Source organism: Halorubrum sp. GN11_10-6_MGM, from assembly GCF_005435165.1.
Lineage (GTDB): Archaea > Halobacteriota > Halobacteria > Halobacteriales > Haloferacaceae > Halorubrum.
Genome location: NZ_SGUC01000010.1, coordinates 61,465 through 82,656, shown reverse-complemented (window position 1 = coordinate 82,656; position 21,192 = coordinate 61,465). Strand labels below are relative to the sequence as shown.

24 protein-coding genes are annotated in these 21,192 nt (G+C 69.7%); 18 read left to right on the top strand and 6 right to left on the bottom strand.

All coding sequences use genetic code 11. From position 1 onward, the window contains the following. Positions 1 to 9: 9 nt before the first annotated feature. From EXE46_RS16790 to EXE46_RS07325, 4 genes are all read right to left on the bottom strand, one after another. Positions 10 to 171: a hypothetical protein gene (locus EXE46_RS16790; RefSeq protein ID WP_158413929.1), complete on the bottom strand. Its 162-nt coding sequence runs from the start codon at positions 169 to 171 to the stop codon at positions 10 to 12. 382 nt (positions 172 to 553) lie between these two features. Beyond that, a complete protein-coding gene (locus tag EXE46_RS17605) occupies positions 554 to 685 on the bottom strand; it encodes a hypothetical protein (RefSeq protein ID WP_255509494.1) in 132 nt (43 codons plus the stop codon). A gap of 146 nt (positions 686 to 831) precedes the next feature. After that, positions 832 to 1,602: an SDR family NAD(P)-dependent oxidoreductase gene (locus EXE46_RS07330; protein WP_137687774.1), complete on the bottom strand. Its 771-nt coding sequence runs from the start codon at positions 1,600 to 1,602 to the stop codon at positions 832 to 834. Positions 1,603 to 1,684: 82 nt separating this feature from the next. Continuing rightward, on the bottom strand, positions 1,685 to 2,764 hold the full coding sequence (locus EXE46_RS07325; protein ID WP_137687773.1) for an NAD(P)/FAD-dependent oxidoreductase: 1,080 nt from the start codon (positions 2,762 to 2,764) through the stop codon (positions 1,685 to 1,687). Positions 2,765 to 2,929: 165 nt separating this feature from the next. On the opposite strand from EXE46_RS07325, the gene EXE46_RS07320 reads away from it, so the two are divergent. Next, on the top strand, positions 2,930 to 3,247 hold the full coding sequence (locus EXE46_RS07320; protein ID WP_137687772.1) for a hypothetical protein: 318 nt from the start codon (positions 2,930 to 2,932) through the stop codon (positions 3,245 to 3,247). 107 nt (positions 3,248 to 3,354) lie between these two features. Continuing rightward, positions 3,355 to 5,514, top strand: coding sequence for a prolyl oligopeptidase family protein (locus EXE46_RS07315; protein ID WP_137687771.1), 2,160 nt, complete (start codon positions 3,355 to 3,357; stop codon positions 5,512 to 5,514). A gap of 1 nt (position 5,515) precedes the next feature. On the opposite strand, the gene EXE46_RS07310 is transcribed toward EXE46_RS07315, so the two are convergent. Together EXE46_RS07310 and msrA are read right to left on the bottom strand one after the other, a co-directional pair. Further along, complete coding sequence (locus EXE46_RS07310; RefSeq protein WP_137687770.1) at positions 5,516 to 6,196, bottom strand: metallophosphoesterase; 681 nt, start codon at positions 6,194 to 6,196, stop codon at positions 5,516 to 5,518. Positions 6,197 to 6,630: 434 nt separating this feature from the next. Further along, complete coding sequence (gene msrA / locus EXE46_RS07305) at positions 6,631 to 7,170, bottom strand: peptide-methionine (S)-S-oxide reductase MsrA (protein WP_137687769.1); 540 nt, start codon at positions 7,168 to 7,170, stop codon at positions 6,631 to 6,633. A 116-nt stretch (positions 7,171 to 7,286) separates the two neighbouring features. On the opposite strand from msrA, the gene EXE46_RS07300 reads away from it, so the two are divergent. The 16 genes from EXE46_RS07300 (at position 7,287) to EXE46_RS07225 (ending at position 21,054) form a co-directional block, all read left to right on the top strand. Beyond that, positions 7,287 to 7,601: a hypothetical protein gene (locus tag EXE46_RS07300; protein WP_137687768.1), complete on the top strand. Its 315-nt coding sequence runs from the start codon at positions 7,287 to 7,289 to the stop codon at positions 7,599 to 7,601. A 506-nt stretch (positions 7,602 to 8,107) separates the two neighbouring features. Then, a complete protein-coding gene (gene ribH / locus EXE46_RS07295; RefSeq protein WP_137687767.1) occupies positions 8,108 to 8,512 on the top strand; it encodes a 6,7-dimethyl-8-ribityllumazine synthase in 405 nt (134 codons plus the stop codon). Positions 8,513 to 8,539: 27 nt separating this feature from the next. Continuing rightward, positions 8,540 to 9,739, top strand: coding sequence for a pyridoxal phosphate-dependent aminotransferase (locus tag EXE46_RS07290; protein WP_137687766.1), 1,200 nt, complete (start codon positions 8,540 to 8,542; stop codon positions 9,737 to 9,739). A gap of 56 nt (positions 9,740 to 9,795) precedes the next feature. After that, a complete protein-coding gene (locus tag EXE46_RS07285; RefSeq protein ID WP_137687765.1) occupies positions 9,796 to 10,320 on the top strand; it encodes a universal stress protein in 525 nt (174 codons plus the stop codon). Between the two features lie 147 nt (positions 10,321 to 10,467). After that, a complete protein-coding gene (locus EXE46_RS07280; RefSeq protein WP_137687764.1) occupies positions 10,468 to 10,896 on the top strand; it encodes a DUF5788 family protein in 429 nt (142 codons plus the stop codon). A gap of 131 nt (positions 10,897 to 11,027) precedes the next feature. Further along, on the top strand, positions 11,028 to 11,330 hold the full coding sequence (gatC, locus tag EXE46_RS07275; protein WP_137687763.1) for an Asp-tRNA(Asn)/Glu-tRNA(Gln) amidotransferase subunit GatC: 303 nt from the start codon (positions 11,028 to 11,030) through the stop codon (positions 11,328 to 11,330). Beyond that, the gene (gene gatA, locus EXE46_RS07270; protein WP_137687762.1) at positions 11,331 to 12,635 is read left to right on the top strand and encodes an Asp-tRNA(Asn)/Glu-tRNA(Gln) amidotransferase subunit GatA; all 1,305 of its coding nucleotides are present in this window, start codon (positions 11,331 to 11,333) and stop codon (positions 12,633 to 12,635) included. It abuts the gene before it with no gap. After that, the gene (locus EXE46_RS07265; protein WP_137687761.1) at positions 12,632 to 13,138 is read left to right on the top strand and encodes a DUF5797 family protein; all 507 of its coding nucleotides are present in this window, start codon (positions 12,632 to 12,634) and stop codon (positions 13,136 to 13,138) included. The genes gatA and EXE46_RS07265 overlap by 4 nt, the downstream gene beginning before the upstream one ends. A 119-nt stretch (positions 13,139 to 13,257) precedes the next feature. Continuing rightward, positions 13,258 to 13,710, top strand: coding sequence for an SHOCT domain-containing protein (locus EXE46_RS07260; RefSeq protein WP_137687760.1), 453 nt, complete (start codon positions 13,258 to 13,260; stop codon positions 13,708 to 13,710). 82 nt (positions 13,711 to 13,792) lie between these two features. After that, positions 13,793 to 14,038, top strand: coding sequence for a YhbY family RNA-binding protein (locus EXE46_RS07255; protein ID WP_137687759.1), 246 nt, complete (start codon positions 13,793 to 13,795; stop codon positions 14,036 to 14,038). Beyond that, positions 14,038 to 14,928 (top strand): mechanosensitive ion channel family protein, encoded by an 891-nt coding sequence (locus tag EXE46_RS07250; protein ID WP_137687758.1) that lies wholly within the window; start codon positions 14,038 to 14,040, stop codon positions 14,926 to 14,928. The genes EXE46_RS07255 and EXE46_RS07250 overlap by 1 nt, the downstream gene beginning before the upstream one ends. Before the next feature lie 94 nt (positions 14,929 to 15,022). Next, positions 15,023 to 16,360 (top strand): Trk system potassium transporter TrkA, encoded by a 1,338-nt coding sequence (gene trkA / locus EXE46_RS07245; RefSeq protein ID WP_137687757.1) that lies wholly within the window; start codon positions 15,023 to 15,025, stop codon positions 16,358 to 16,360. 1 nt (position 16,361) lies between these two features. Further along, the gene (locus tag EXE46_RS07240) at positions 16,362 to 17,870 is read left to right on the top strand and encodes a TrkH family potassium uptake protein (RefSeq protein WP_137687756.1); all 1,509 of its coding nucleotides are present in this window, start codon (positions 16,362 to 16,364) and stop codon (positions 17,868 to 17,870) included. Positions 17,871 to 17,984: 114 nt separating this feature from the next. Next, positions 17,985 to 19,520, top strand: a complete 1,536-nt coding sequence (locus tag EXE46_RS07235; RefSeq protein ID WP_137687755.1) for a TrkH family potassium uptake protein — start codon at positions 17,985 to 17,987, stop codon at positions 19,518 to 19,520. 164 nt (positions 19,521 to 19,684) lie between these two features. After that, a complete protein-coding gene (locus tag EXE46_RS07230; protein WP_137687754.1) occupies positions 19,685 to 20,125 on the top strand; it encodes a universal stress protein in 441 nt (146 codons plus the stop codon). Positions 20,126 to 20,181: 56 nt separating this feature from the next. Next, positions 20,182 to 21,054, top strand: coding sequence for a universal stress protein (locus tag EXE46_RS07225; protein ID WP_241981510.1), 873 nt, complete (start codon positions 20,182 to 20,184; stop codon positions 21,052 to 21,054). Positions 21,055 to 21,192 lie beyond the last annotated feature (138 nt).

Here is a 21,192-nt window from a genome sequence, read left to right as displayed (position 1 = left end):
AAGTTCGTTTTAGGGCTGTAGTTGCTGTTCCTCTTCCCACTCTATCTCCCCCTCGATGCGTTCTAACACGGCAGAAGCATGACTCCGATCTTCAGGATCACGCTTGCGATCTTCAACGATCTGCTTCATTTCGTGTTCGAGAAACGCGAGGAGGCGTGGGTTGAGATCCATATCTAAATATCAGTTTCTATATGTATATAACCACCGAATTGGCGATGACAGATATAGCCGCTTCGTATTGCGATCTGTGGTTCTACATGGGTGTTCTTTGGGTAACAACGTATGCTTTTGACCGACACTTTTATGTCAGTTCTGTGCGTTTACACTATTGTCGTAAGTGAGATGGGGTTCCGATCCCCGAATATTGGCGCTTCAGAGGCTGTGTAGGCCATTTGCGGTGCGGTGCCTTCCAAGCTCATGGCCCGGGTTCAAATCCCGGCCGGCGCATCCTTCCGCACACTGCGAACGAGGAGCGACAGCGACGAGTGAGTCCGTGCGGGAGGATGCGCCGAGGGATTTGAATCAGAGAGCGAGCGTAGCGAGCGACCGTGGTTCAAATCCCGGCCGGCGCACTCACTTCGTTCGTGCGCCGCCCGTACTCCCACTCGCTCACTTCGTTCGTGCGCCGCCCGTACTCCCACTCGCTCACTTCGTTCGTGCGCCGCCCGTACTCCCACTCGCTCACTTCGTTCGCTCGCGGGAGTCCCGGCCGGCGCATTTCTCGAACGGAGTGAGAGAAATCGCGGCCGAGTTTGTGCCCTCCCAGACGCGCGCAACGAGCGAGCACGTCTGGTTCCGGTTCGAACACATCCGGAGCACCGCGGTCGGGGGCTATAGGCTCGCCCCGCCGTCGACCCACACCGTCTCGCCGGTCACGTAGCTCGCGTCCTCGGAGGCGAGGTAGAGGTACGCGTCGCGCAGGTCCGCGGGGGTCCCGGCCCGAGACGGGAGGCCGTCGGACCCGTCGATCTCGCTCGCCTCGTCGGACCAGCCCTCGCGGATCTCGGTGGCGATCGGCCCCGGCGCGACCGCGTTCACCCTGATCCCGTGTCCGTCGAGTTCGAGCGCCGCGCTTCGCGTGAGAATCTGGATGCCGCCCTTCGTCGCCGCGTAGTGCGAGTGGTTCCCCTCCGGGCGCTCCGCCGTCGTCGACGAGGTGTTCACGACGACCCCCTCGACGCCGCGGTCGATCATGTCCTTCGCGGCCAGCTGGGTGCCGAAGAACGCGCCCCTGAGGTTGACGCCGTGGACGAAGTCGAAGTCCGCGGGGTCGACGTCGAGGAACCCGAGGCTCCGGTGGACTCCGGCGTTGTTCACCATCACGTCGACGCCGCCGAAGGACCGGGCCGCCTCGACGGCCGTCTCGATCTGCCGCGGCTCGGAGACGTCGGTCTCGACGAAGGCGCCGGTGCCGCCGCGCTCCTCGATCGCCTCGTGCGTGGGCGTCTCGGCGTCCCGGTCCTTCGGCGTCTCCCGCACGTCGGCGTTGATCACGGTCGCTCCGGCGTCGCCGAACCCGAGCGCGACCGCGCGGCCGATCCCGCTCGATCCGCCCGTGACCACGACCGTCTCGCCGGCGAAGTCGGCCTCGATGGTTCCCATACCGACGGTCGGAGACTGGCGATCAAAAAAGGTCGGTGTCGCGGCCGCGGCGGATCGCTCTGTCCCGGCCGCAGCGGATCGCTCAGTCGTCGTCGGCCGCGGGCTGTTCCGCGTCTGCCTCGGCGCCCGCCTCGTCTCGCGGCCCGCCGGCGTGCCCCTCGTGAGCGACGGCCGTCGCCATGAGGTGGGGCGGGATAGCGGGCACCTCGTCGGCGCCGACCGGACCGTCGCGCGCGATCTCCTCGGTCGAGCGCGGGAACTCGCGGAGCTCCTTGTGGATCGCGAGACCGGCCTTCGCGCCCTGTCCCATCGCGACCGGAACCTGGTTGTGGCCGGGCGTGATGTCGCCGACCGCGAACACGCCGTCCTCGCTGGTGCGGCCGTGGTCGTCGACGTCGATGGTGCCGTCGTCGTTGCGGTCGCAGCCCAGCCCCTCGGCCAGGGCGGTGTTGTAGTCGGAGCCGTACATCGCGAACCCCCCGCGGTACTCGCGTCGGGTGCCGTCCTCGAACTCCAGCGCCTCCAGCCAGCCGGAGTCGGGGTCGTTCTCGACCCCCGAGACGTCCTCCTCGACGACGTCGACCGGATGCGCCTCCAGCTGCGCGGCCGTCTCGTCGCTCCACGTCGGCTCCGCGCCCCGGGTCAGAACGTCCACGTCGTCGGTCACGTTGAGCATGATCATCGCGACGTGGGCGGCGGCCTCGCCGTGCCCCATCACGTACACCGGCTCGTCGACGAACATGTAGGCGTCGCAGTGGAGGCAGTAGTGGAGGCCCTTCCCCGTCCGCGGCAGCGGCGGATCGGGGCGCTCGTCGGAGAAGCCGGTCGCGAGGACGACGCGGTCAGCGAGGATCTCGGCGTCGTTCGTCGTCAGCCGGAACCGGTCGTCCTCGGTGCGCTCGACGTCGGTGACGAAGCCGCGCTCGAAGGCGCCGCCGTACGACTCCACCTGCTCGCGGCCGGTCTGGAGGAACTCGTTGCCGGAGACCTCCTCGGTGACGCCGATAACGTTGTGCGTGTCGGCCATCATCGCCGCGCGGCCGCCGCCGCGGTCGATCAGCACCGTCTCGTGGCCCAGTCGGGCCCCGTACAGCGCGGTCGTCAGTCCGGCCGGCCCGCCGCCGACCACCGCGATCTCGTACTCGTCGTCGGACGAACTCATTGCCCGCGATACGCGCTCCGCCCGTTTAAATGGCGTCGTGGTGTGCGCGACCCGCGACCAGCCACCTCGGCCGCGTTCGACGCGGTCGAACCCGAGTCGAGGGCGTCGCCGCGATTCGACCCCGTCCCCGGAAGTTTATGCGTCCGTCCCGCGTTCGGTCGGTCAGTGCCCTCTCGCCTCGCGCTCGCTGTCGGCCTCCTGCTCGTCGGGACTGCGGCCGACGTCGGAACGACGTACGTCGCGCTCTCCGGGAGCGAGTACGTCGAGGGATCGCCCGTCGGCCGGCTGTTCATCGCCCGGTTCGGGCTCCTCGGCGGGATGCTCCTCACGAAGGCCGTCGGGATGGCCGTGATCGGTGTTCCGGTCGCGGTCGCCGGCGGCACGCGGCGGTTCGTCGCGACCCTGATGTGCGCGGGCGTCGGCGCCCTCTCGCTAGCGGTCGCCGCGCGGAACCTCCTGTTCGTCGCGGGGCTGTGGCCGTGACGCTCGCGTCGTCGAGCGCGCCGTGAACCGACGGGCGGCCTCGGCCGCCGCGACCCCGGCGGTTCCGCGATCCCAGCGATTTTGCCCCGCCGGCCACAGGCGAACGTATGTCACGCCAGTCCGCTCCGGGGTCGTCCCCGCCCGAGACCAGACGCGAGGTCGTCACCGAGACGCTCCACGGTGTCGACGTCGACGACCCGTACCGGTGGCTCGAAGGCGACGACGACGCGGTCCGCGAGTGGGTCGACGCGCAGAACGACCACGTCGACGCCGCGCTCGACGACGACTTGCGGGAGCGGCTCCGCCCGCGCTTCGAGGACCTCGTCGAGGTGGCCGACTACGGACCGATCGCCGTCCGCGGGGGCCGGTACTTCGCGACGGTCCGCGAACCGGGAGCCGACCACGCGCGACTCGTCGTGCGCGACGCGCCTGACGACGACGACACCGTTCTCGTCGACCCGAACGCGTGGGCGGCGAACCGGGACGAGGACGCCCCGCCGCGCTCGATGGCGTGGTACGTCCCCTCGCACGACGGCGAGCGCGTCGCGGTCGGCGTCACCGAGGGCGGCGACGAGAACTACGACGTGCGGGTCCTCTCGGTTCCCGACCCGAGCGACGAGCGGTCGAGCCTCGAACCGTCGGACGACGACGGTTACGGCGCCGGCGTCGAGGAGGTCGCGGTCCTCCCCGAGCGCGGCCGCGTCAACGCCGGGAGCCTCGCGTGGGAAGCGGACGGCGAGGGATTCGTCTACGTCGCCACCGGCGGCGCGGCCGACGGCGCCCAGATGGACAAGGAGATCCGCCGGTTCCGGCTCGCCGAGGGTCCCGACGCGGAGAGCGTCCTGCTCGAACACGACGATCAGCACGTCTGGCCGCGGGTCACCGTCGACCCCGACTCCGGGCTGCTCGCGGTCGCCTTCTCCGAGATGGTGGGCGGCACCGAGTGGTACGTCCGCGTCGACGGCGAGCTCCGGCCGGTCCTGACCGACACCGACGCCGAGACCTCGGTCCGGTTCCACGACGGGACGGCGTTCGTCTCGACCGACCACGGCGCGCCCCGACGGCGGCTGCTCGCCTGCTCCGTCGACCGCTTCCGCGAGGGAGACCTCTCGTTCGAGGAGTGCCGCGAGGTGCTCCCCGAGGGCGAGGGGATCCTCCGATCGGCCGTGCCGACCCCCGAGCGGCTCCTCGTCCACCGCCAGCGGGACGCGCACTCGCGGCTCTCGGTCCACGACCGCGACGGGACGCACCTGCGCGACGTGTCGCTGCCGGCGTACTGCTCCGTCACGTGGGTCTCCGGGAACCGCGACGCACCCGAGGCGTTCTTCGGAGTCACCGGCTTCGACCGGCCGCCGGCGGTCCGCGGGCTGGATCTGTCCGGCGAAGCGGGGGACGGCTCCGCCGACTCGACGCCGATCGATTCGGTCGGCATCGATTCGGTCGACATCGACGCGCCCGACGACCTCGTCGTCGAACAGCGGTTCGTCGACTCGACGGACGACGCCGAGGTGCCGGTGTTCGTCTGCTACCGCGAGGAGGCGGAGGTCGACGGCCCCCGCCCCACGCTGCTGTACGGCTACGGCGGGTTCCGGAACAGCGTCACCCCCTCGTTCGGCCGGTTCCGGCTGCCGTTCCTCGCGGACGGCGGCGCGTTCGCGGCGGTGTGCGCCCGCGGCGGCTACGAGTACGGCGAGCCGTGGCACGAGGCCGGGATGCTGGCCGAGAAACAGCACACCTTCGACGACTTCGTCGCGGCCGGCGAGGCGCTCCGCGAGTCCGGGCTCACCGACGCCGACCACCTCGCGGTCGCCGGCGGGTCGAACGGCGGGCTGTCGGTCGGCGCGGTCGTCACGCAGCGGCCGGACCTGTGGGCGGCCGCGCAGTGCGCGGTGCCCCTGCTGGACATGCTGCGGTTCCACCGCTTCCTGCTCGGCGAGTCGTGGACGACGGAGTACGGCCACCCGGAGAGCCCGGAGGCGTTCGAGTACCTCCGCGCGTACTCCCCCTACCACAACGTCGACCCCGACGCGACGCACCCGCCCGTATACTTCACCACGGCCGCGAGCGACACGCGCGTCCACCCCTCGCACGCCCGGAAGATGACGGCGCGGCTCCAGACCGAGGTCGACGGCGGGCCGTTCCTGCTGCGGACGAAGTCGGCGACCGGCCACGGCGTCGGCAAGCCGACCTCGATGGTCGTCGACGAGCAGACGGACTCGTGGGCGTTCCTCTACGAGCAGTTGGGGATCGAAGTCGGCGACGACTGACCTACCTGCCCTCGTAGAGGCGCTCGGCCGTCGTCTCGGGCAGGTCGGCCTCGCGGACCGCCTCGGCGACGCGGTCGACGTCGTAGCTCACGCGGTGGGTCTCGACCGCGTCGACGCCCTCGGCCGTCGTGTCGAGGACCGCGTACCCGGCTCGCGGGTCGCCGTCGCGTGGCTGGCCGACGCTCCCGGGGTTGAGCACGAATCCGCCGGCCACCCCGCGGACTCCCTGAACGTGGGTGTGGCCGAGGACGATGCCGTCGTAGTCGCCCATGTGTCGGTCGAGGTTCGGGAACTCCTCGGGGTAGACGTAGGCGTCCTCGCGCTCCGGGGCGGGGTGCGAGTGGACGAGCAGGTACCGGTCGTCGGCGAACGTCTTCGCGCGCGGGAGGCCTCCGATCCAGTCCCGCTGCTCGTCGGAGAGCGACGCCTTCGCGCGTTCGAGCCCCGCCTCGGCCATCTGGTTGGCGGCGTAGCGTTCCGGGGTCTCCACGGTGCGGTCGTGGTTCCCGCGCACCGTCGCGGCCGCGACCTCGCGCACGCGCTCGACGCAGTCGGCCGGCCACGGGTTGTAGCCGACCACGTCGCCCGCGCAGTAGATCCGGTCGACGGCGGGCATGTCGTCGAGCACCGTTTCCAGCGCGGGGAGGTTCGCGTGGACGTCCGAGATGAGGCCGATCTTCATCGAGATGTGGTTCGATCGGCGGGAGTGAATAGGTTGTGCCGGGCGGCGCGTGTCGCGGAAGGGGACGGAGGCGGTCCCCGAAGCTCTGGAGTCAGTATGGGTGAAGTCTCTCCGCGGTGCTGTGGCGCGTGCCTGCGAGCGGCCGACAGGCCGCGAGTCAGCAGGCGCGAGGGACGCGGCGACCGTAGGGAGCCGCGAGGCTGGGGAGGTGTGCGGTGCGGTTGCGGTGCTGTGTGGGGTGGGACTCGAAGGGGCAGCTGCGAGGAGGAAGACGCGCGACGTAAGCACCGCAACGAGGGAGCGGTAGCGACCGAGTGAGGAGCGCAACGAGCGCATCGACTCCTCGCGGCTGGGGCTTCGGTGGAAGCAGCGGTCTCAGCTGCAACTGTGTCGTGGTGAGCGACCGGCACTTCGACGGTCTTCTGTCCCGTATCTTACGCCTTCACCTTCTCGCGGAAGCGCTCGCGGACCTTCTCGATCTTCGGCTGCGCGTGCATCGAGCAGTAGGCGTCCGTCGGGTTCTTCTCGAAGTAGTCCTGGTGTTTCTCCTCGGCGCGGTAGAACGTCTCCAGCCGCTCGACCTCGGTGACGACGTCGTCGTCGTAGCCGCCCTCCTCGTCGAGCGCGGCCACGTAGTTCTCCGCGATCCGGCGCTGCTCGTCGTCGTGATAGAGGACGATCGAGCGATACTGACTCCCCACGTCCGGCCCCTGCCGGTTCAGCTGCGTCGGGTCGTGGACGGTGAAGAAGATCTCCAGAATCTCCTCGTAGGAGAGCGCGTCGGGGTCGTACTCGACCTGGATGACCTCAGCGTGGCCGGTGTTGCCGGTACACACCTCGCGGTACGTGGGATCGTCGGCGTGGCCGCCGGCGTAGCCGGAGGTGACGCTCTCGACGCCGTCGAGTTCCTTGAACGCCGCCTCGGTACACCAGAAGCAGCCGCCGCCGACCGTCGCGGTCTCGGTGTTCGTCATGGAGGGACGTTGGCGTCGGAGACGTATTAATGGCGCGCGAGATGGGACGCCGGCGAGTCGACTCCGACGAGAGGGCGACCGAAGACACATTTCCGTGGCGCGACGATCCCCGCCCGATGATAGCGTGGCTCGGCGGCGAGAGGAACGTGATCTCGTTGTTGATTCCGCTGTTCGGGATCTGTCTCCTCCTGATCGCCGGCAGAGTGACCGAGACGAACCGCGCGAGACGGTACGTCCTCGCTGGGTTCGCCCTCTGGTTCGGCTGCCGAGTCGTGATCGGACTCGAAGCGGGCACTCTGGTCTCGTTCCCCCGCCCGATCGGGCTCATCGCCGCTCTCTCGCTATTGATCGGATTCCTGTCTCTGACGCTTTACGGGCTCTACGTCCTCTCGAAGGGGAGCGATCCGATCGCGTCGCGGCTGGCGCCGTGACCGCGACCGCCGAAGCCCCAGTCGCTCGGCTGTACGAGGTCGGCTTTGTTTATAAACCACTGAGCGACACGGATACCACCGAAGCCCCAGTCGCTCGGCTGTACGAGGTCGGCTTTGTTTATAAACCACTGAGCGACACGGATACCACCGAAGCCCCAGTCGCGAGGCAGGCGCACGCTCGCTGTGCTCCTCGGTCGTTCGCTTCGCTCACTCCCTGTGGTGCTTGCGTCACCTGCGCCTGCCTCGCGACTGCCCCTTCGAGTCCCGCCCACACAGCGACCGCACCTCACGCCTCCCCAACCTCGTCAGTCGCCCTCGCTTCGCTTCGGGCGACTGACTCCCTCGCGCGGCGCTGCTCGGCCGCAGAGCGGCCTCGCAGGCACGCGCCACCGTGATGCGGGTTGGGGACTCTCGTCGTCGGATTCGGGTCACTCTCCCGAACGCGTTCGCCCGGCAACCCTGCGGTCGAACGGTAGACCTTTGCCGCCGCCCGCACCAGTTTCGATATGGTCTCGCTGGGACTGGTGGTGGCGCGGTTCAACGACTCCGTCACGGAGCCGATGGCCGAGGCCGCCCGTGAGGCGGCCGCCGACCGCGACGCCGTCGTCGTCGACGAACTGAGCGTGCCGGGCGCGTACGACAGCCCGCTGGCCGCCGACCGACTCGCGCGGCGCGAGGACGTCGACGCGGTCGCGGTCGTCGGCGCCATCGTCACCGGCGACACCGACCACGACCGCGTCATCGCGAACGCGACCGCCGAGAAGCTCACCGAGGTGAGCCTCGACCGGGACACTCCGGTCACCTTCGGCGTGAGCGGCCCCGGGATGTCCGGCGCGGAGGCGCGCGAGCGGATCGACAAGGGCGCGGACGCGGCCGCGGCCGCGGTCGACCTCGCGGAAGAACTCGACTGACCGACACCGGCGACTCCGAACACGACAATGACCGACGCATACGACTTCTCCGAGCGAATCGGACGTGTAGAGCCCAGCGCGACGCTGGCGATATCGAACCTGGCGGCCGAGAAGGAGGCCGAGGGCGCGGACATCGTCGACCTCTCGGTCGGCGAGCCCGACTTCGACACTCCGGACAACATCGTCGAGGCCGGGAAAGCGGCCCTCGACGCGGGCCACACGGGGTACACCTCCTCGAACGGCGTCCCCGAGCTCAAGGAAGCCATCGCGGAGAAGCTCCGCGGCAACGGCCTCGACGCCGACGCCGACGAGGTGATCGTCACCCCCGGCGGCAAGCAGGCGCTGTACGAGACGTTCCAGACGCTGATCGACGGGGGTGACGGGTCACACCCGTCACCCAGTGGGACGTCGTCCCACGCTGGCGACGAGGTCGTCCTCCTCGACCCCGCGTGGGTCTCCTACGAGGCGATGGCGAAGCTCGCCGGCGCCGACCTCTCGCGGGTCGATCTGGCCCCGCACGGCTTCCAGCTCGAACCCGCGCTCGACGAGCTCGCCGAGACGGTCTCGGACGACACCGAGCTGCTCGTCGTCAACTCCCCGTCGAACCCGACGGGCGCGGTGTTCTCCGAGGCCGCGCTGGAGGGCGTCCGGGACCTCGCCGTGGAACACGACGTCGCCGTCATCTCCGACGAGATCTACGAGCGGATCGTCTACGACGCCGACCACGTCTCGCTCGGGAGCCTCGACGGGATGGCCGACCGCACTATCACGGTCAACGGCTTCTCGAAGGCGTACTCGATGACCGGCTGGCGGCTCGGCTACCTCCACGCGACCGAGGAGTTCGTCGGCGAGGCGGGGAAGCTCCACTCCCACTCCGTCTCCTGCGCGACGAACTTCGTCCAGCGCGCGGGGATCGAGGCCCTCGAAAACACCGAGGCGTCGGTCGAGGAGATGCGCGCGGCGTTCGAGTCCCGTCGCGACCTCCTCGTCGACCTGTTCGACGAGCACGGCGTCGACGTCGACGTCGGTGACGGCGCTTTCTACATGATGATCCCGGTGGACGACGACGACCAGGCGTGGTGCGAGGCCGCCATCGAGGAGGCCGCGGTCGCCTGTGTCCCCGGCAGCGCGTTCAACGCCGACGGGTACGCCCGTATCTCCTACGCCGCGAGCGAGGAGCGCCTGCGCGAGGCGGTCGACCGCCTCGTCGCGAACGACCTGCTGTAGCCGTCGCCTGCGCCACCGTTTTCACGCCGGCCGCCGAATCTCTAGCGGGTGATGACATGTACCAAACGATCCTCTACCCGACGGACGGGAGCGAGGGGGCGGCGACCGTCGCCGACCACGTTCGAGAGCTCGCGACCGCGTTCGGCGCGAGCGTCCATGTCCTGTACGTGATCGACTCCCAAGCGGCCGACTTCGGCCTGTCGGGCGCGTTCCTCACTGACGAGGGCACGGGCATGGGCGCCGACCCGGCGCCGGACGACGACAGCGGCATGGTCGGAGAGGGGGCGGACGCCGAAGCGGCGCGCTCCGCGCTCGCAGACCGGGGAGCGGAGATCGTCGAGGCGGCGGCCGCGAGGCTCCGAGACGGCGAGTCGGCGCCCGAGGTTCACACCGCCGTCGAGACGGGGACGCCGCACTCGGCCATCCTGGAGTACGCCGACGCGAACGGCGTCGACCTCGTCGTGATGGGGACGCACGGCCGGACCGGCGTCGAACGGTACCTGCTCGGCAGCGTCGCGGAGAAGGTCGTCCGGCTCTCGGACGTCCCGGTGCTGACGGTGCGGGCTGACGAGGACGCGTGAGGGTGAACGGAGCGCGTGAGGGTGAACGGAGCGCGTGAGTTCGCGGGACCGCGACCGGTCCGTCGGCGCGAGCGTCCCCGACGAGACGACTCGGGGGAGTCGACCGCCGGCCGACGGATTTTCGGCCCCCGTCGACCACCCTCCTTCATGAGCGATTCGGAGCCGACAGTGATCGACGACGACGCTCGCGAGGCCCTCCTCGACCGCGTGAACAGCCCGAGCGCGACCGTCGGCGCGAGCGTCCCAGACGAGGTCGACGTCCACGGGGAGGCGGTCGACCTCTCCGCGTTCATCGTCGAGAGCCGGAAGGTCGACGCCGTCCCGCCCGCGCTCGACCGGAAGGTGTCGGCGGCCCGCGAGTCCCTCGAAACAGAACGGGAGCGGCGCGTCGAACGGCTGGAGACCGAGCCGGTCGACCGCGAGACGGCCGAGACGCTCGCCGAGGAGGCGATCGGCATCGACCGCGCGCTGAACGCGCTGGAAGGGATCCGGCGCCCGGGGTTCGCCGACGAACACCACGCCGACGCGCTGGCGGGCCACGAGCGCTGGCTCGCGTTCGTCGATCAGGTGCGTTGACCGCGCCCCGATCGATCGACCGAGATGATCGACCGGGATCGCGGCCACGCCTGCGGCGCGGCCGACCGCGAACGGTCGGTTTCCGGCCCCTTCCGAAACCCTTACTCGCGGCCCGCGTGGTACGTTCGGGTATGAGCGACACCGCAGCGTCCGACGACGGCGAGGCCGCCGTCGACGCCGAGGAGGTCAGACACGTCGCCGACCTCGCGCGGGTGCGGCTCGACGACGACGAGGTCGACGAGTTCGCGGCGCAGTTCGGCGACATCTTAGAGTACTTCGACGCGCTCGACGAGGTCCCCGAGACCGAGCGCGAGGAGGACCTGGTCAACGTGATGCGCCCCGACGAGATCGAGGAGGGGCTCTCGCAGGAGGCGGCGCTCGCGAACGCCGAGGAGACGGAGGACGGCTTCTTCGTCGGGCCGAAGGTGTCGTAGATGGCGGCCGACATCAACGCCTTCGTTACGGAGGCGACGATCGAGGGCGACGCGGACGCCGAGAGCCCCCTCGCGGACGCGACCGTCGCGGTGAAGGACAACATCTCCACCGCGGGGATCAGGACAACCTGCGGCTCCGAGATGCTGGCGGACTACGTCCCGCCCTACTCCGCGACCGTCGTCGACCGACTGACCGAGGCGGGCGCGACGGTGGTCGGGAAGACGAACATGGACGAGTTCGGGATGGGGACGACGACGGAGACCTCCGCGTTCGGCCCCACCAGAAATCCGGTCGACACCGACCGCGTCCCGGGCGGCTCCTCCGGCGGCTCCGCGGCCGCGGTCGCCGCGGGCGAGGCCGACGTCGCGCTCGGCTCCGACACGGGCGGCTCGGTGCGCTGTCCGGCGGCGTTCTGCGGCGTCGTCGGGATCAAGCCCACCTACGGCCTCGTCTCCCGCTACGGCCTGATCGCGTACGCGAACTCCCTCGAACAGATCGGGCCGATCGCGGGCACCGTCGAGGAGGCGGCCGCCGCGCTCGACGTCATCGCGGGCGACGACCCCAACGACGGGACCACGCGGGACCTGCGCGAGGTCGACGGCGCGGACCCGTCGACGAGCTACGCTGCGGCCGCCGACGGCGACGTGGCGGGGATGACGGTCGGAATCCCCACGGAGCTGTTCGAGGGGGCCGACGAGCGCGTCGTCGAGACGGTCGAGGCCGCGATCGCCGACCTCGAAGCGCAGGGGGCTGAGACGACCGAAATTTCGCTTCCCTCCGTCGAGCACGCGGTCCAGGCGTACTACGTGATCGCCATGGCGGAGGCCTCCTCGAACCTCGCGCGCTTCGACGGCGTCCGGTACGGCCACCGGAGCGAGTCGGACGGCAACTGGAACGAGTCGTTCGCGGAGACGCGCGAGGAGGGGTTCGGCGCCGAGGTCAAACGTCGGATCCTGCTCGGCACGTACGCGCTCTCGGCGGGGTACCACGACAAGTACTACGACAAGGCGCAGGACGCCCGCGCGTGGGTCCGTCGGGACTTCGAGGAGGCGTTCGACGATGTCGACGTGGTCGCCTCGCCGACGATGCCCGTCCTCCCCTTCGAGCTGGGCGAGAGCCTCGACGACCCCCTGCGGATGTACCTCGCGGACGCGAACACGACACCGGCGAACCTCGCGAATCTCCCCGCGATCTCGGTGCCCGCGGGCGAGGCCGACGGGCTGCCGGTCGGACTACAGCTCGTCGGGCCGAAGTTCGGCGAGGCGGCGATCGTCCGCGCCGCGAGCGCGGTCGAGGACCGATGAGCCTCACGGACGAGGAACGCGAGCGGCTTGCGGACGTGGTCCGCCTCCAGCCGACGAAGAACGGCGAGCTTCAGGACGCGTGGGGGATGGAGAGCGGCAGCGAGGTCCACGGCTACCTCGAAAACCACCTGAAAGAGTACTACTACCGCGACGACGACAGCCTGATCCGCGCGACGGCGGAGGCGAACGACCCCGTCGACGTCGAGCCGGGCGTCGAGCCCGACGCGGTCGCGCGCGGGGCCGTTCCGGAGACGATCCGCGTCCCCGAGCTCGAATCGCAGGTCGTCGATGTGCTCGCCGGTCCGGACGGGCGCTCGCAGTCGGTCGTCAGCGTGCTCAACGCCGTCCGCGAGGCGTTCGACGCCGACCCCGAGGTCGACGCGGTGCGGCGGGCGCTCCGCAGCCTCGAACGGAAGAACGTCGTCGAGGTCGTCTACCGCACCGTGCCAACGTTCCGACTCGCGGTCGACCGCGACGAAATCACGGTCGAAATCGAGAAGTAAGCGGTCGGCGCGGTTGCGGGGAGCGGACCGACGCGGTCGAGGCGCGGCGGACGGTGCGCGGTCGCCGCCGACCCCGCCCGTCGATACGATTTTGTACCGAGGCGGGGACCGTGCTAGCGATGGCCGACGACGAGACCCTCCGCGAGCGGTTCCGCCGCAACGCCAGCGGCATCGCCGCCACGACGGTCACCGGGATCTGGCTCGCCGCCCTCCTCGCGAACTTCGACTGGTGGCTCCCGTTTATGCTGTTCGGGTACATCGTGATCGTCCCCGTCGTCTCGATGCTGTTCGACGAGGACGACGAGCAACGGGAGTCCGTTCACGTCCAGTCCGCGTCCGGCTCCGTCCGCGTCGAACGCGGGAACACGGCGGCGCGCGACGAGGCGACCGACGACACGACGGACGCGCTCGACCGGCTGCGAACCCGGTACGCCAACGGCGACCTCACCGACGAGCAGTTCGAGCACAAGCTGGACCGGCTGCTGGAGACCGAGACGCCCGAGGACGCGGCCGAGTGGGCCGAGCGAAACCGGTCCGCCGCTCGGGAGCGCGACGCCGAGTACGAGCGGTAGGGCGACGGCCGGGTTCGCGGCGCTCCCGCGAGCGGCGCGGGCGAACCTCAAGGTTCAATGCGCGCGGGCGACTCGACCGCGTATGAGCGACCAGGAACTGCGAAAGGAGGCCCACGACCTCGACGTCACCGTTTGGGTCGGGAAACACGGGATCGACTCGGTCGTCGACGAGCTGGCGGACCAGCTCGACGACCGCAAGCTGGTGAAGGTGAAGTTCCTCCGGGCGGCCCGCGGCGGAACATCCACCGACGAGCTCGCCGCCGAACTCGCCGAGGCGGTCGGCGCCGACCTGATCGAGACGCGCGGCAACACGGCGGTACTCCACTGATGAGCGCCGCGGACGGTGCCGTCGGGATCGTCGCCGTCGCGGGGACGCTGGAGCCGTACCTCGGTCCGCTGACCGGCCTCGTCGTCGACGCCGCGATCTTCCTCGCGGTCGTCGTCGCGACGTACGTCATCTACAAGTCGGTCGTCACGTCGCTCGCCCAGCGCGTCTTCGACAGGCAGGGGCTCGACGAGCACGCCCGGCGCCCGCTCCAGAAGATCGTCGCGTTCCTCGTGCTGTTCGCGGGCGTCACGGTCGCGTTCGGCGCGGCGGGGTATCAGGGGTTCCTGCGCTCGCTGGCGACGATCGCGGCCGCGGCGACGCTCGCGATCGGCTTCGCGCTTCAGGACGTGATCAAGAACTTCGTCGCGGGCGTCTTCATCTACACCGACAAGCCGTTCCGCATCGGCGACTGGATCGAGTGGAACGATAACTCGGGGATCGTCGAGGACATCTCCTTCCGCGTCACCCGCGTCCGCACGTTCGACAACGAGCTGCTCACGGTGCCGAACCACACCCTGACGAGCGACGTGGTGAAGAACCCGGTCGCGAAGAAGACGCTCCGCCTGAAGTTCGTGTTCGGGATCGACTACGAGGACGACGTGGAGAAGGCGAGCGAGATCATCGTCGAGGAGGGCGAGAAGAGCGGGGCGATCCTCGAAGAGCCCGCCCCCTCAGTCCGCCTGACCGAACTGGCCGACTCCTACGTCGGCCTCCAGTCGCGGATCTGGATCGAGGACCCCTCGCGGGCGGACTTCGTGAAGGCGCGCGCCGACTACGTGAAGGCCGTCAAGGCGCGCTTCGACGAGGAGGGCATCTCGGTTCCGTTCCCGCAGCGCACCGTCTCGGGGCGCAACGAGTGGACGGACCCCTCCTCGTTCGGCGGCGACTGACGGGGAGACCGGACCCGACGCGGTGAGCGAGCGTCGGCCGCCTCCCACGGGGTCGATAGTAACCCACTAGTGGGTTCGCGTGGTCGATGCGTCCATGCACGTGGTCGTCATCGGGGCCGGCGAGGTCGGGACGAGCATCGCCGCGAGTCTCGCGTCGGACCACGAGGTCGTCGTCGTCGACGTCGACCCGGACCGGGCCGAGCAGCTCAAGTACGAACTCGACGTTCTCACCATCGCCGGCGACGGCACGACGTCGGAGATCCAGTCGGCCGCCGACGTCGACCGCGCCGACATGGTCATCGCCTGTACCGACGACGACCAGACGAACCTCGTCGCCTGCGGCACCGCGAAGACCCTCGGCGACGGGTTCACGATCGCCCGGGTGAAAAGCACCGAGTTCCTCCGCACGTGGGAGGGCAGCGAGGGCGCCTTCGGCGTCGACTTCATGGTGTGTACGGACCTGTTGACCGCGGAGAACATCGTCCGCGTCATCGGGCTCCCGGCCGCGGTCGACGTCGATCCGTTCGCCGGCGGACTCGTCCAGATGGCGGAGTTCGAGATCGACGAGGAGAGCCCCGTCGCCGGACAGACCATCTCGGAGGCCGACCGGTTCGAGTCGCTCACCTTCGTCGGCCTCTTCCGCGACGGCGAGATGACGATCCCCCGCGGCGACACCGACATCGCCGTCGGCGACCGCGCCGTGGTGATCGGAAGCCCGGAGAGCGTCCAGTCGTTCGCGACCGACGTGGCGCCCGAGACGACCCCGGATCACGCCGACGAGATCGTCGTCGTCGGCGGCAGCGAGATCGGCTACCAGACCGCCCGGCTGCTGGAGGAGCGCGAGTTCAAGCCTCGGCTGATAGAGCGGGACGCCGACCGCGCGCGCTGGCTCGCGGAGAACCTCCCGAACACGGTCGTGATGGAACACGACGCGACCGACACGGAGTTCCTCACGCGCGAACACGTCGACGAGGCCGACATCGTCGTCACCGCGCTTCGGTCCGACGAGAAGAACCTCCTCATCTCGGTGCTCGCGAAGCGGCTCGGCGTCGACCGCGTGATAGCCGTCGTCGACAGCCCGGACTACGTGACCGTCTTCGAGGAGATCGGCATCGACATCGCGATCAACCCCCGCACCGTGACCGCCGAGGAGATCACGCGGTTCACCTACGAGAGCGTCGCGGAGAACATCGCGGTGCTGGAAAACGATCAGGCGGAGGTCCTCGAACTCGAACTCACCGAGGGGTGCGGGCTCGTCGGGCGGCCGATCTCCGAGATCGTCGCCGACAGCGACGTGCGGTTCGTCATCGGCGCGATCACCCGCGACCACGAGCTGGTCACGCCCCGCGGGGACACCGTCCTCCGGGCCGGCGACCACGTCATCCTGCTCGTCGAGTCCGACTCCGTGGGCGACATCGCCTCGATGGCCTGAGATGTCTTCCGGGTCGAGGATACGAGTCGGCTGGCGGGCGAGCGTGGCGCTCACCGGCGACGTCCTCGCCGCCCTCCCGGTTCCGCTGGCGTTCCCGTTGCTGGTCGCCCTCTACTACGGCGAGTCGCCGCTGCCGTTTCTCGCGGCGATCGGCGTCTCGCTGGCGCTCGGCGCGGCGTTCCGATCGGTTCAGGACCCCTCGGTGGACCTCGGCCCCCGCGAGGCGTTCCTCGCGGTGGCGCTGATCTGGTTCCTCGTCGCCGCGGTCGGCGCGATCCCCTTCGTCGTCGCGGGCGTCGGGACGATCGCACACCCGGTGAACGCCATGTTCGAGTCCATGAGCGGGCTGACGACGACGGGCGCGACCGTCCTCCGGGACTTCTCCGTCCACTCGCGGTCCGTGCTGATGTGGCGACAGGTGATCCAGTGGCTCGGGGGGCTCGGTATCCTGATCTTGGCGACCGCGGTCCTCTCCGAGATCGGGGTCGGCGGCGCCCAGCTCATGGAGTCGGAGTCACAGACGCAGGACGTCAACAAGCTCACGCCGAAGATATCGCAGACGGCACAGCTCATCTGGGGGATCTACTTCGGGCTCACGGGGCTCGCGATCGCGGTCTACTTCCTGCTCGGACTCGCGGTCGACCCGCGGATGGACCTGTACAACGCGGTCGCACACGCGTTCACGTCCGTCGCGACCGCCGGGTTCTCGCCGGAGCCGCTCTCCGTCGGGGCGTTCCACCCCCTCATCCAGTGGGCGGTCGTCCCGTTCATGGTGATCGGCTCGACGAGCTTCGTGCTCATCTACTTCGCCATCAACGGCCAGCCAATGCGCCTGCTGAAAAACGAGGAGTTCCACTTCTATCTCGGCGCGATGGGAACGCTCGCGTCGATCGTCGCCGCCGGGCTGTTCCTCAACCCCAGCACGACCTTCGGCGTCGAGGGGACCATCCGGCACGCCGTCTTCAACGTCGCGTCGATCGTGACGACGACGGGGTACGCCAGCACTGACTACGTCCAGTGGGCGCCCGCGGCGAAGCACATGCTGTTCATGGGAATGTTCGTCGGCGGGATGGTCGGGTCGACCACCTGCTCGATCAAGTCGCTGCGGTGGCTGGTGGCGCTGAAGTCGTTCAAGCGGAACCTCTACACCGCGATCCACCCGGAATCGGTTCGCCCCGTCCGGATCACGGGGAAACCGATCGACGAGGGGGCGATCCGCGACATCTACGCGTACCTCCTCCTCAGCATCGTGATCTTCTTTCTGCTCGCCGTGATCATCGTCGTCGACGCCGAACGGGGGAACGTCCGCGTGGACGAGTTCGAGGCGCTCGGGGCCGCGGCGACGACGTTCCTCAACATCGGTCCCGCGTTCGGCGACGCAGGGCCGTACGGGACGTTCGCGACGTTCCCGTTGAGCACGCGGGCCGTGATGATCGTCCTGATGTGGATCGGGCGGATCGAGATCATCCCCGTCCTCGTGCTGTTCACGAAGGCGTTCTGGACCTCCTGACCGGCGCCGACCCGCCGCGGTCCGCCGTTCGCCGGCCGCGGCGCATCCGCCCATCGACGGCTTCTTGTCGCGCCGGACTGCTACGACGGGTATCGGAACCTCCGAGGGACACTCGTGACACGGACCATCGACGCGCGGGCGACACTCAGCTACACCGGGAGCATCGTGAAGTTCCTCTCGGCGTCCATGGCGGTTCCGCTCATCGTCGCGCTGATATACGGCGAGGACGCCCTGGCGTTCGCGGCGTCGATGACGATCGCCGTCGCGATCGGCGCCGCGCTCGAACGCCTCGACGACGAGCCCGCCCTCGGTCCGCGCGACGCGTTGGCGGTCGTCTCGCTCGCGTGGCTCATGGCGGCGGTCGTCGGCGCGATCCCCTACGTCATCGCCGGGTACGGCACGCCGTCCGCGCTCGCGCACCCGGTGAACGCGCTGTTCGAGTCGATGAGCGGCTTCACGACCACCGGGGCGACCGCGACCGCGGAGATCAGCTTCGAGCGGCACTCGCACGCGGTGCTGATGTGGCGGCAGCTCACGCAGTGGCTCGGCGGCATGGGGATCATCGTGCTGATGGTCGCCATCCTCCCGCAGCTGGCGGTCAACGGCGCGCAGCTGATGGAGTCGGAGGCGCCCGGGCCGGGGCTCCAGAAGCTCACGCCGCGGATCGTTCAGACCGCCCGCGCGCTCTGGCTCATCTACCTCGGGTTCACCGTGGCGCTGATCGTCATCCTGGCGCTGCTCGGGCTCACCGGCTACGCGCCGGAGATGGACCTGTACAACGCGATCGCTCACGGGTTCTCGACGCTCCCGACGGGCGGGTTCTCGCCGGAGGCGGAGAGCATCGGCGCGTTCTCGCCGGTCGTCCAGTGGGCGTTCGTCCCGTTCATGGTGATCGCCGGGGTGAACTTCGCGCTGTTCTGGTACGTCCTCAACGACGACCCGCGGGAGATGTTCGAGAACACCGAGTTCCGGGCGTACCTCGGGCTCGTGACCGCGTTCGCCGGAATCCTCGCCGTCGGGCTGTTCTACGGCGGTGCGCCCGCGACGGCGATCGGCGGCGTCACGGAGGGAGTGCCGGAGAACGCGCTCCGACAGGGCGCCTTCCAGATCGCGTCGCTGCTGAACTCGACCGGATTCGCCACGGCGGACTTCGCGCAGTGGGACACGCAGACGCAGTTCCTCCTGCTGTTCGCGATGTTCATCGGCGGCTCCGCGGGCTCGACCGGCGGCGGGATCAAGGTCATCCGCTGGCTCATCCTGCTGAAGACGCTCCGGCGGGAGCTGTACACGACGGCGAACCCCGACGTCGTCCGCCCGGTGCGGCTCGGCGGCGAGGTCGTCGACGAGGACGTGATCCGCGGCATCCTCGTGTTCACGCTGCTGTACTTCCTCGTGTTCGCCCTGTCGGCCGTCTTCATCGAACTCGACACGACGCGGATCGGCGAGGGGCTCACCGGCATCGAGGCGTTTGCGGCCTCGCTCGCGACGATCGGCAACATCGGCCCGGGCCTCGGTCCGCTCGGCCCGTTCGGGAGCTACGAGTTCCTGCCGAACACGACGAAGCTGCTGATGATCGGGCTGATGTGGATCGGTCGGCTGGAGATCGTTCCCGTGCTCGCGCTGTTCGTCGCGGGCGTCGACGAGCGGTGAGTTCCGGGCCGGGTGACTCTCCGGATGGGCGACTCCTCGCGACGGACGACTCCTCGTGCCGGGCGACTCCTCGTGCCGGGCGACTCCCCGCGACGGACGACGTGACGCCGGCCATCCGAAAACGCGAGGCCATCTTCTTAAGCGGCGCCCGACGTAGTGTCGGCATGGACGGACCCGACGACACCACCGGTCAGAACCTGCTCGCTCACGTCCTCCTCCCGGTCGCGAACGAGGAGGACGCGCTGGCGACGGCGCGAGCGCTCGAACCGTACGACCCGGAGCGAGTGACCGCGCTCCACGTCGTCGAGAAGGGCGACGGCGTCCCCGACAAGACGCCGGTGGAGCAGTCGGAGGAGCTCGCGGCCGAGTCGTACGCCGCGGTCCGGACGGTGTTCCCCGACGCGGGCGAACACACCGCGTACGCGCGGGACGTGGTCGAGGCCATCTTCGACGTCGCGAGCGAGGTGGACGCGAGCGCGATCGCCTACCGGCCGCGGGGCGGGAACCGACTGTTCCAGTTCCTCTCCGGCGATCTCTCGGCCGAGTTGGCGACCGAGGCACCCGTTCCCGTCGTCGCGCTCCCGCGTGCGGAGTCGGACGAATGAGCCGGCGTCGCCCTCGCGGAACCGACTCGTTCGGGCGCTGACCCGGGATTCGACCGATGCCCCGAACCGACGATCGATCCGTGCCGCGCGGCGACGATCGACCGACGGTGATGGTCGCGCTCTCGAACCCGCGGACGGAGGGCGCGCTCGTGGCGGTCGCCGGCGCTCTGGCCGCGCACCGCGGCGGCCGCCTCCTCGCGGTCCACGTCGTCACCGTTCCCGACCAGACGTCGCTGGAGAAGGCGGCGGCGAACCGGGAGAAGCTCGACCGCTCCTCCGCGGAACTGCTCGACGCCGCCGTCGCCAACGCCGCCGCGTTCGACGCTCCGGTCGAGACCAAGACGATCCTCTCGCACCGCGGGATCGGGGAGGTGTTCGACGCCGCGCGGGCGAGCGACGCCGACGCCGTCGTGATGGGGTACGGCGGAGCGCGGTTCGCCGGGGGGCGCGTGGAGGGGTCGCTCGACGAGCTCGCCCGCGACCTCCCGTGCGACTTCCTCGCTCTGGACGGCGAGCGCCTCGACCCCGATGAGGTGCTCGTGCCGACCGCCGGCGGCCCATCCTCAGACCTCTCCGCCGAGGTCGCGCTGGCGCTTCGGGAGACCGCTGGGGCGAACGTCTCGCTGCTCCACGTCGTCGAACCCGGCGGCGAGGCGGCGGGCCGGGAGTTCCTCGCGGACTGGGCGGCGGGGCACGGGCTCGGCGACGCCGACCTGCGCGTTGAGGTCGGCGACGTCGAGCCCACGATCGGGCGGCTCGCGCCGGCGTACGACCTCGTCGTCGTCGGCGCGACCGAGCGCGGGCTCCTGTCGCGGATCGTCCGCGGGTCGCTGACCTTCGGCACCATCGAGCGGCTCGACACCCCGGTGCTGCTCGCCGAGCGGCCGTCCTCGCGGTCGCCGTTCGAGCGGCTGTTCGGCAGTCGCTGAGGCCGAGGCGCACCCGGTTCGGGCGACTCCCGCTTCCGGCTCGGAGGACCCCCACTCCCGACGCCGCCGGCGCAATCTTCGCTGTGACCGGAACGTTCATAAACAATCTTTATAGATCGCGGGCGGCTACCGGGTCCC

Bases quoted from the DNA above. Each gene is read 5' to 3' on its own strand.
- EXE46_RS16790 (WP_158413929.1), bottom strand. From the start codon at position 171: ATGGATCTCAACCCACGCCTCCTCGCGTTTCTCGAACACGAAATGAAG.
- EXE46_RS07330 (WP_137687774.1), bottom strand. From the start codon at position 1,602: ATGGGAACCATCGAGGCCGACTTCGCCGGCGAGACGGTCGTGGTCACG.
- EXE46_RS07325 (WP_137687773.1), bottom strand. From the start codon at position 2,764: ATGAGTTCGTCCGACGACGAGTACGAGATCGCGGTGGTCGGCGGCGGG.
- EXE46_RS07315 (WP_137687771.1), top strand. From the start codon at position 3,355: ATGTCACGCCAGTCCGCTCCGGGGTCGTCCCCGCCCGAGACCAGACGC.
- EXE46_RS07310 (WP_137687770.1), bottom strand. From the start codon at position 6,196: ATGAAGATCGGCCTCATCTCGGACGTCCACGCGAACCTCCCCGCGCTG.
- msrA (WP_137687769.1), bottom strand. From the start codon at position 7,170: ATGACGAACACCGAGACCGCGACGGTCGGCGGCGGCTGCTTCTGGTGT.
- EXE46_RS07300 (WP_137687768.1), top strand. From the start codon at position 7,287: ATGATAGCGTGGCTCGGCGGCGAGAGGAACGTGATCTCGTTGTTGATT.
- ribH (WP_137687767.1), top strand. From the start codon at position 8,108: ATGGTCTCGCTGGGACTGGTGGTGGCGCGGTTCAACGACTCCGTCACG.
- EXE46_RS07290 (WP_137687766.1), top strand. From the start codon at position 8,540: ATGACCGACGCATACGACTTCTCCGAGCGAATCGGACGTGTAGAGCCC.
- EXE46_RS07285 (WP_137687765.1), top strand. From the start codon at position 9,796: ATGTACCAAACGATCCTCTACCCGACGGACGGGAGCGAGGGGGCGGCG.
- EXE46_RS07280 (WP_137687764.1), top strand. From the start codon at position 10,468: ATGAGCGATTCGGAGCCGACAGTGATCGACGACGACGCTCGCGAGGCC.
- gatC (WP_137687763.1), top strand. From the start codon at position 11,028: ATGAGCGACACCGCAGCGTCCGACGACGGCGAGGCCGCCGTCGACGCC.
- gatA (WP_137687762.1), top strand. From the start codon at position 11,331: ATGGCGGCCGACATCAACGCCTTCGTTACGGAGGCGACGATCGAGGGC.
- EXE46_RS07265 (WP_137687761.1), top strand. From the start codon at position 12,632: ATGAGCCTCACGGACGAGGAACGCGAGCGGCTTGCGGACGTGGTCCGC.
- EXE46_RS07260 (WP_137687760.1), top strand. From the start codon at position 13,258: ATGGCCGACGACGAGACCCTCCGCGAGCGGTTCCGCCGCAACGCCAGC.
- EXE46_RS07255 (WP_137687759.1), top strand. From the start codon at position 13,793: ATGAGCGACCAGGAACTGCGAAAGGAGGCCCACGACCTCGACGTCACC.
- EXE46_RS07250 (WP_137687758.1), top strand. From the start codon at position 14,038: ATGAGCGCCGCGGACGGTGCCGTCGGGATCGTCGCCGTCGCGGGGACG.
- trkA (WP_137687757.1), top strand. From the start codon at position 15,023: ATGCACGTGGTCGTCATCGGGGCCGGCGAGGTCGGGACGAGCATCGCC.
- EXE46_RS07240 (WP_137687756.1), top strand. From the start codon at position 16,362: ATGTCTTCCGGGTCGAGGATACGAGTCGGCTGGCGGGCGAGCGTGGCG.
- EXE46_RS07230 (WP_137687754.1), top strand. From the start codon at position 19,685: ATGGACGGACCCGACGACACCACCGGTCAGAACCTGCTCGCTCACGTC.
- EXE46_RS07225 (WP_241981510.1), top strand. From the start codon at position 20,182: ATGCCCCGAACCGACGATCGATCCGTGCCGCGCGGCGACGATCGACCG.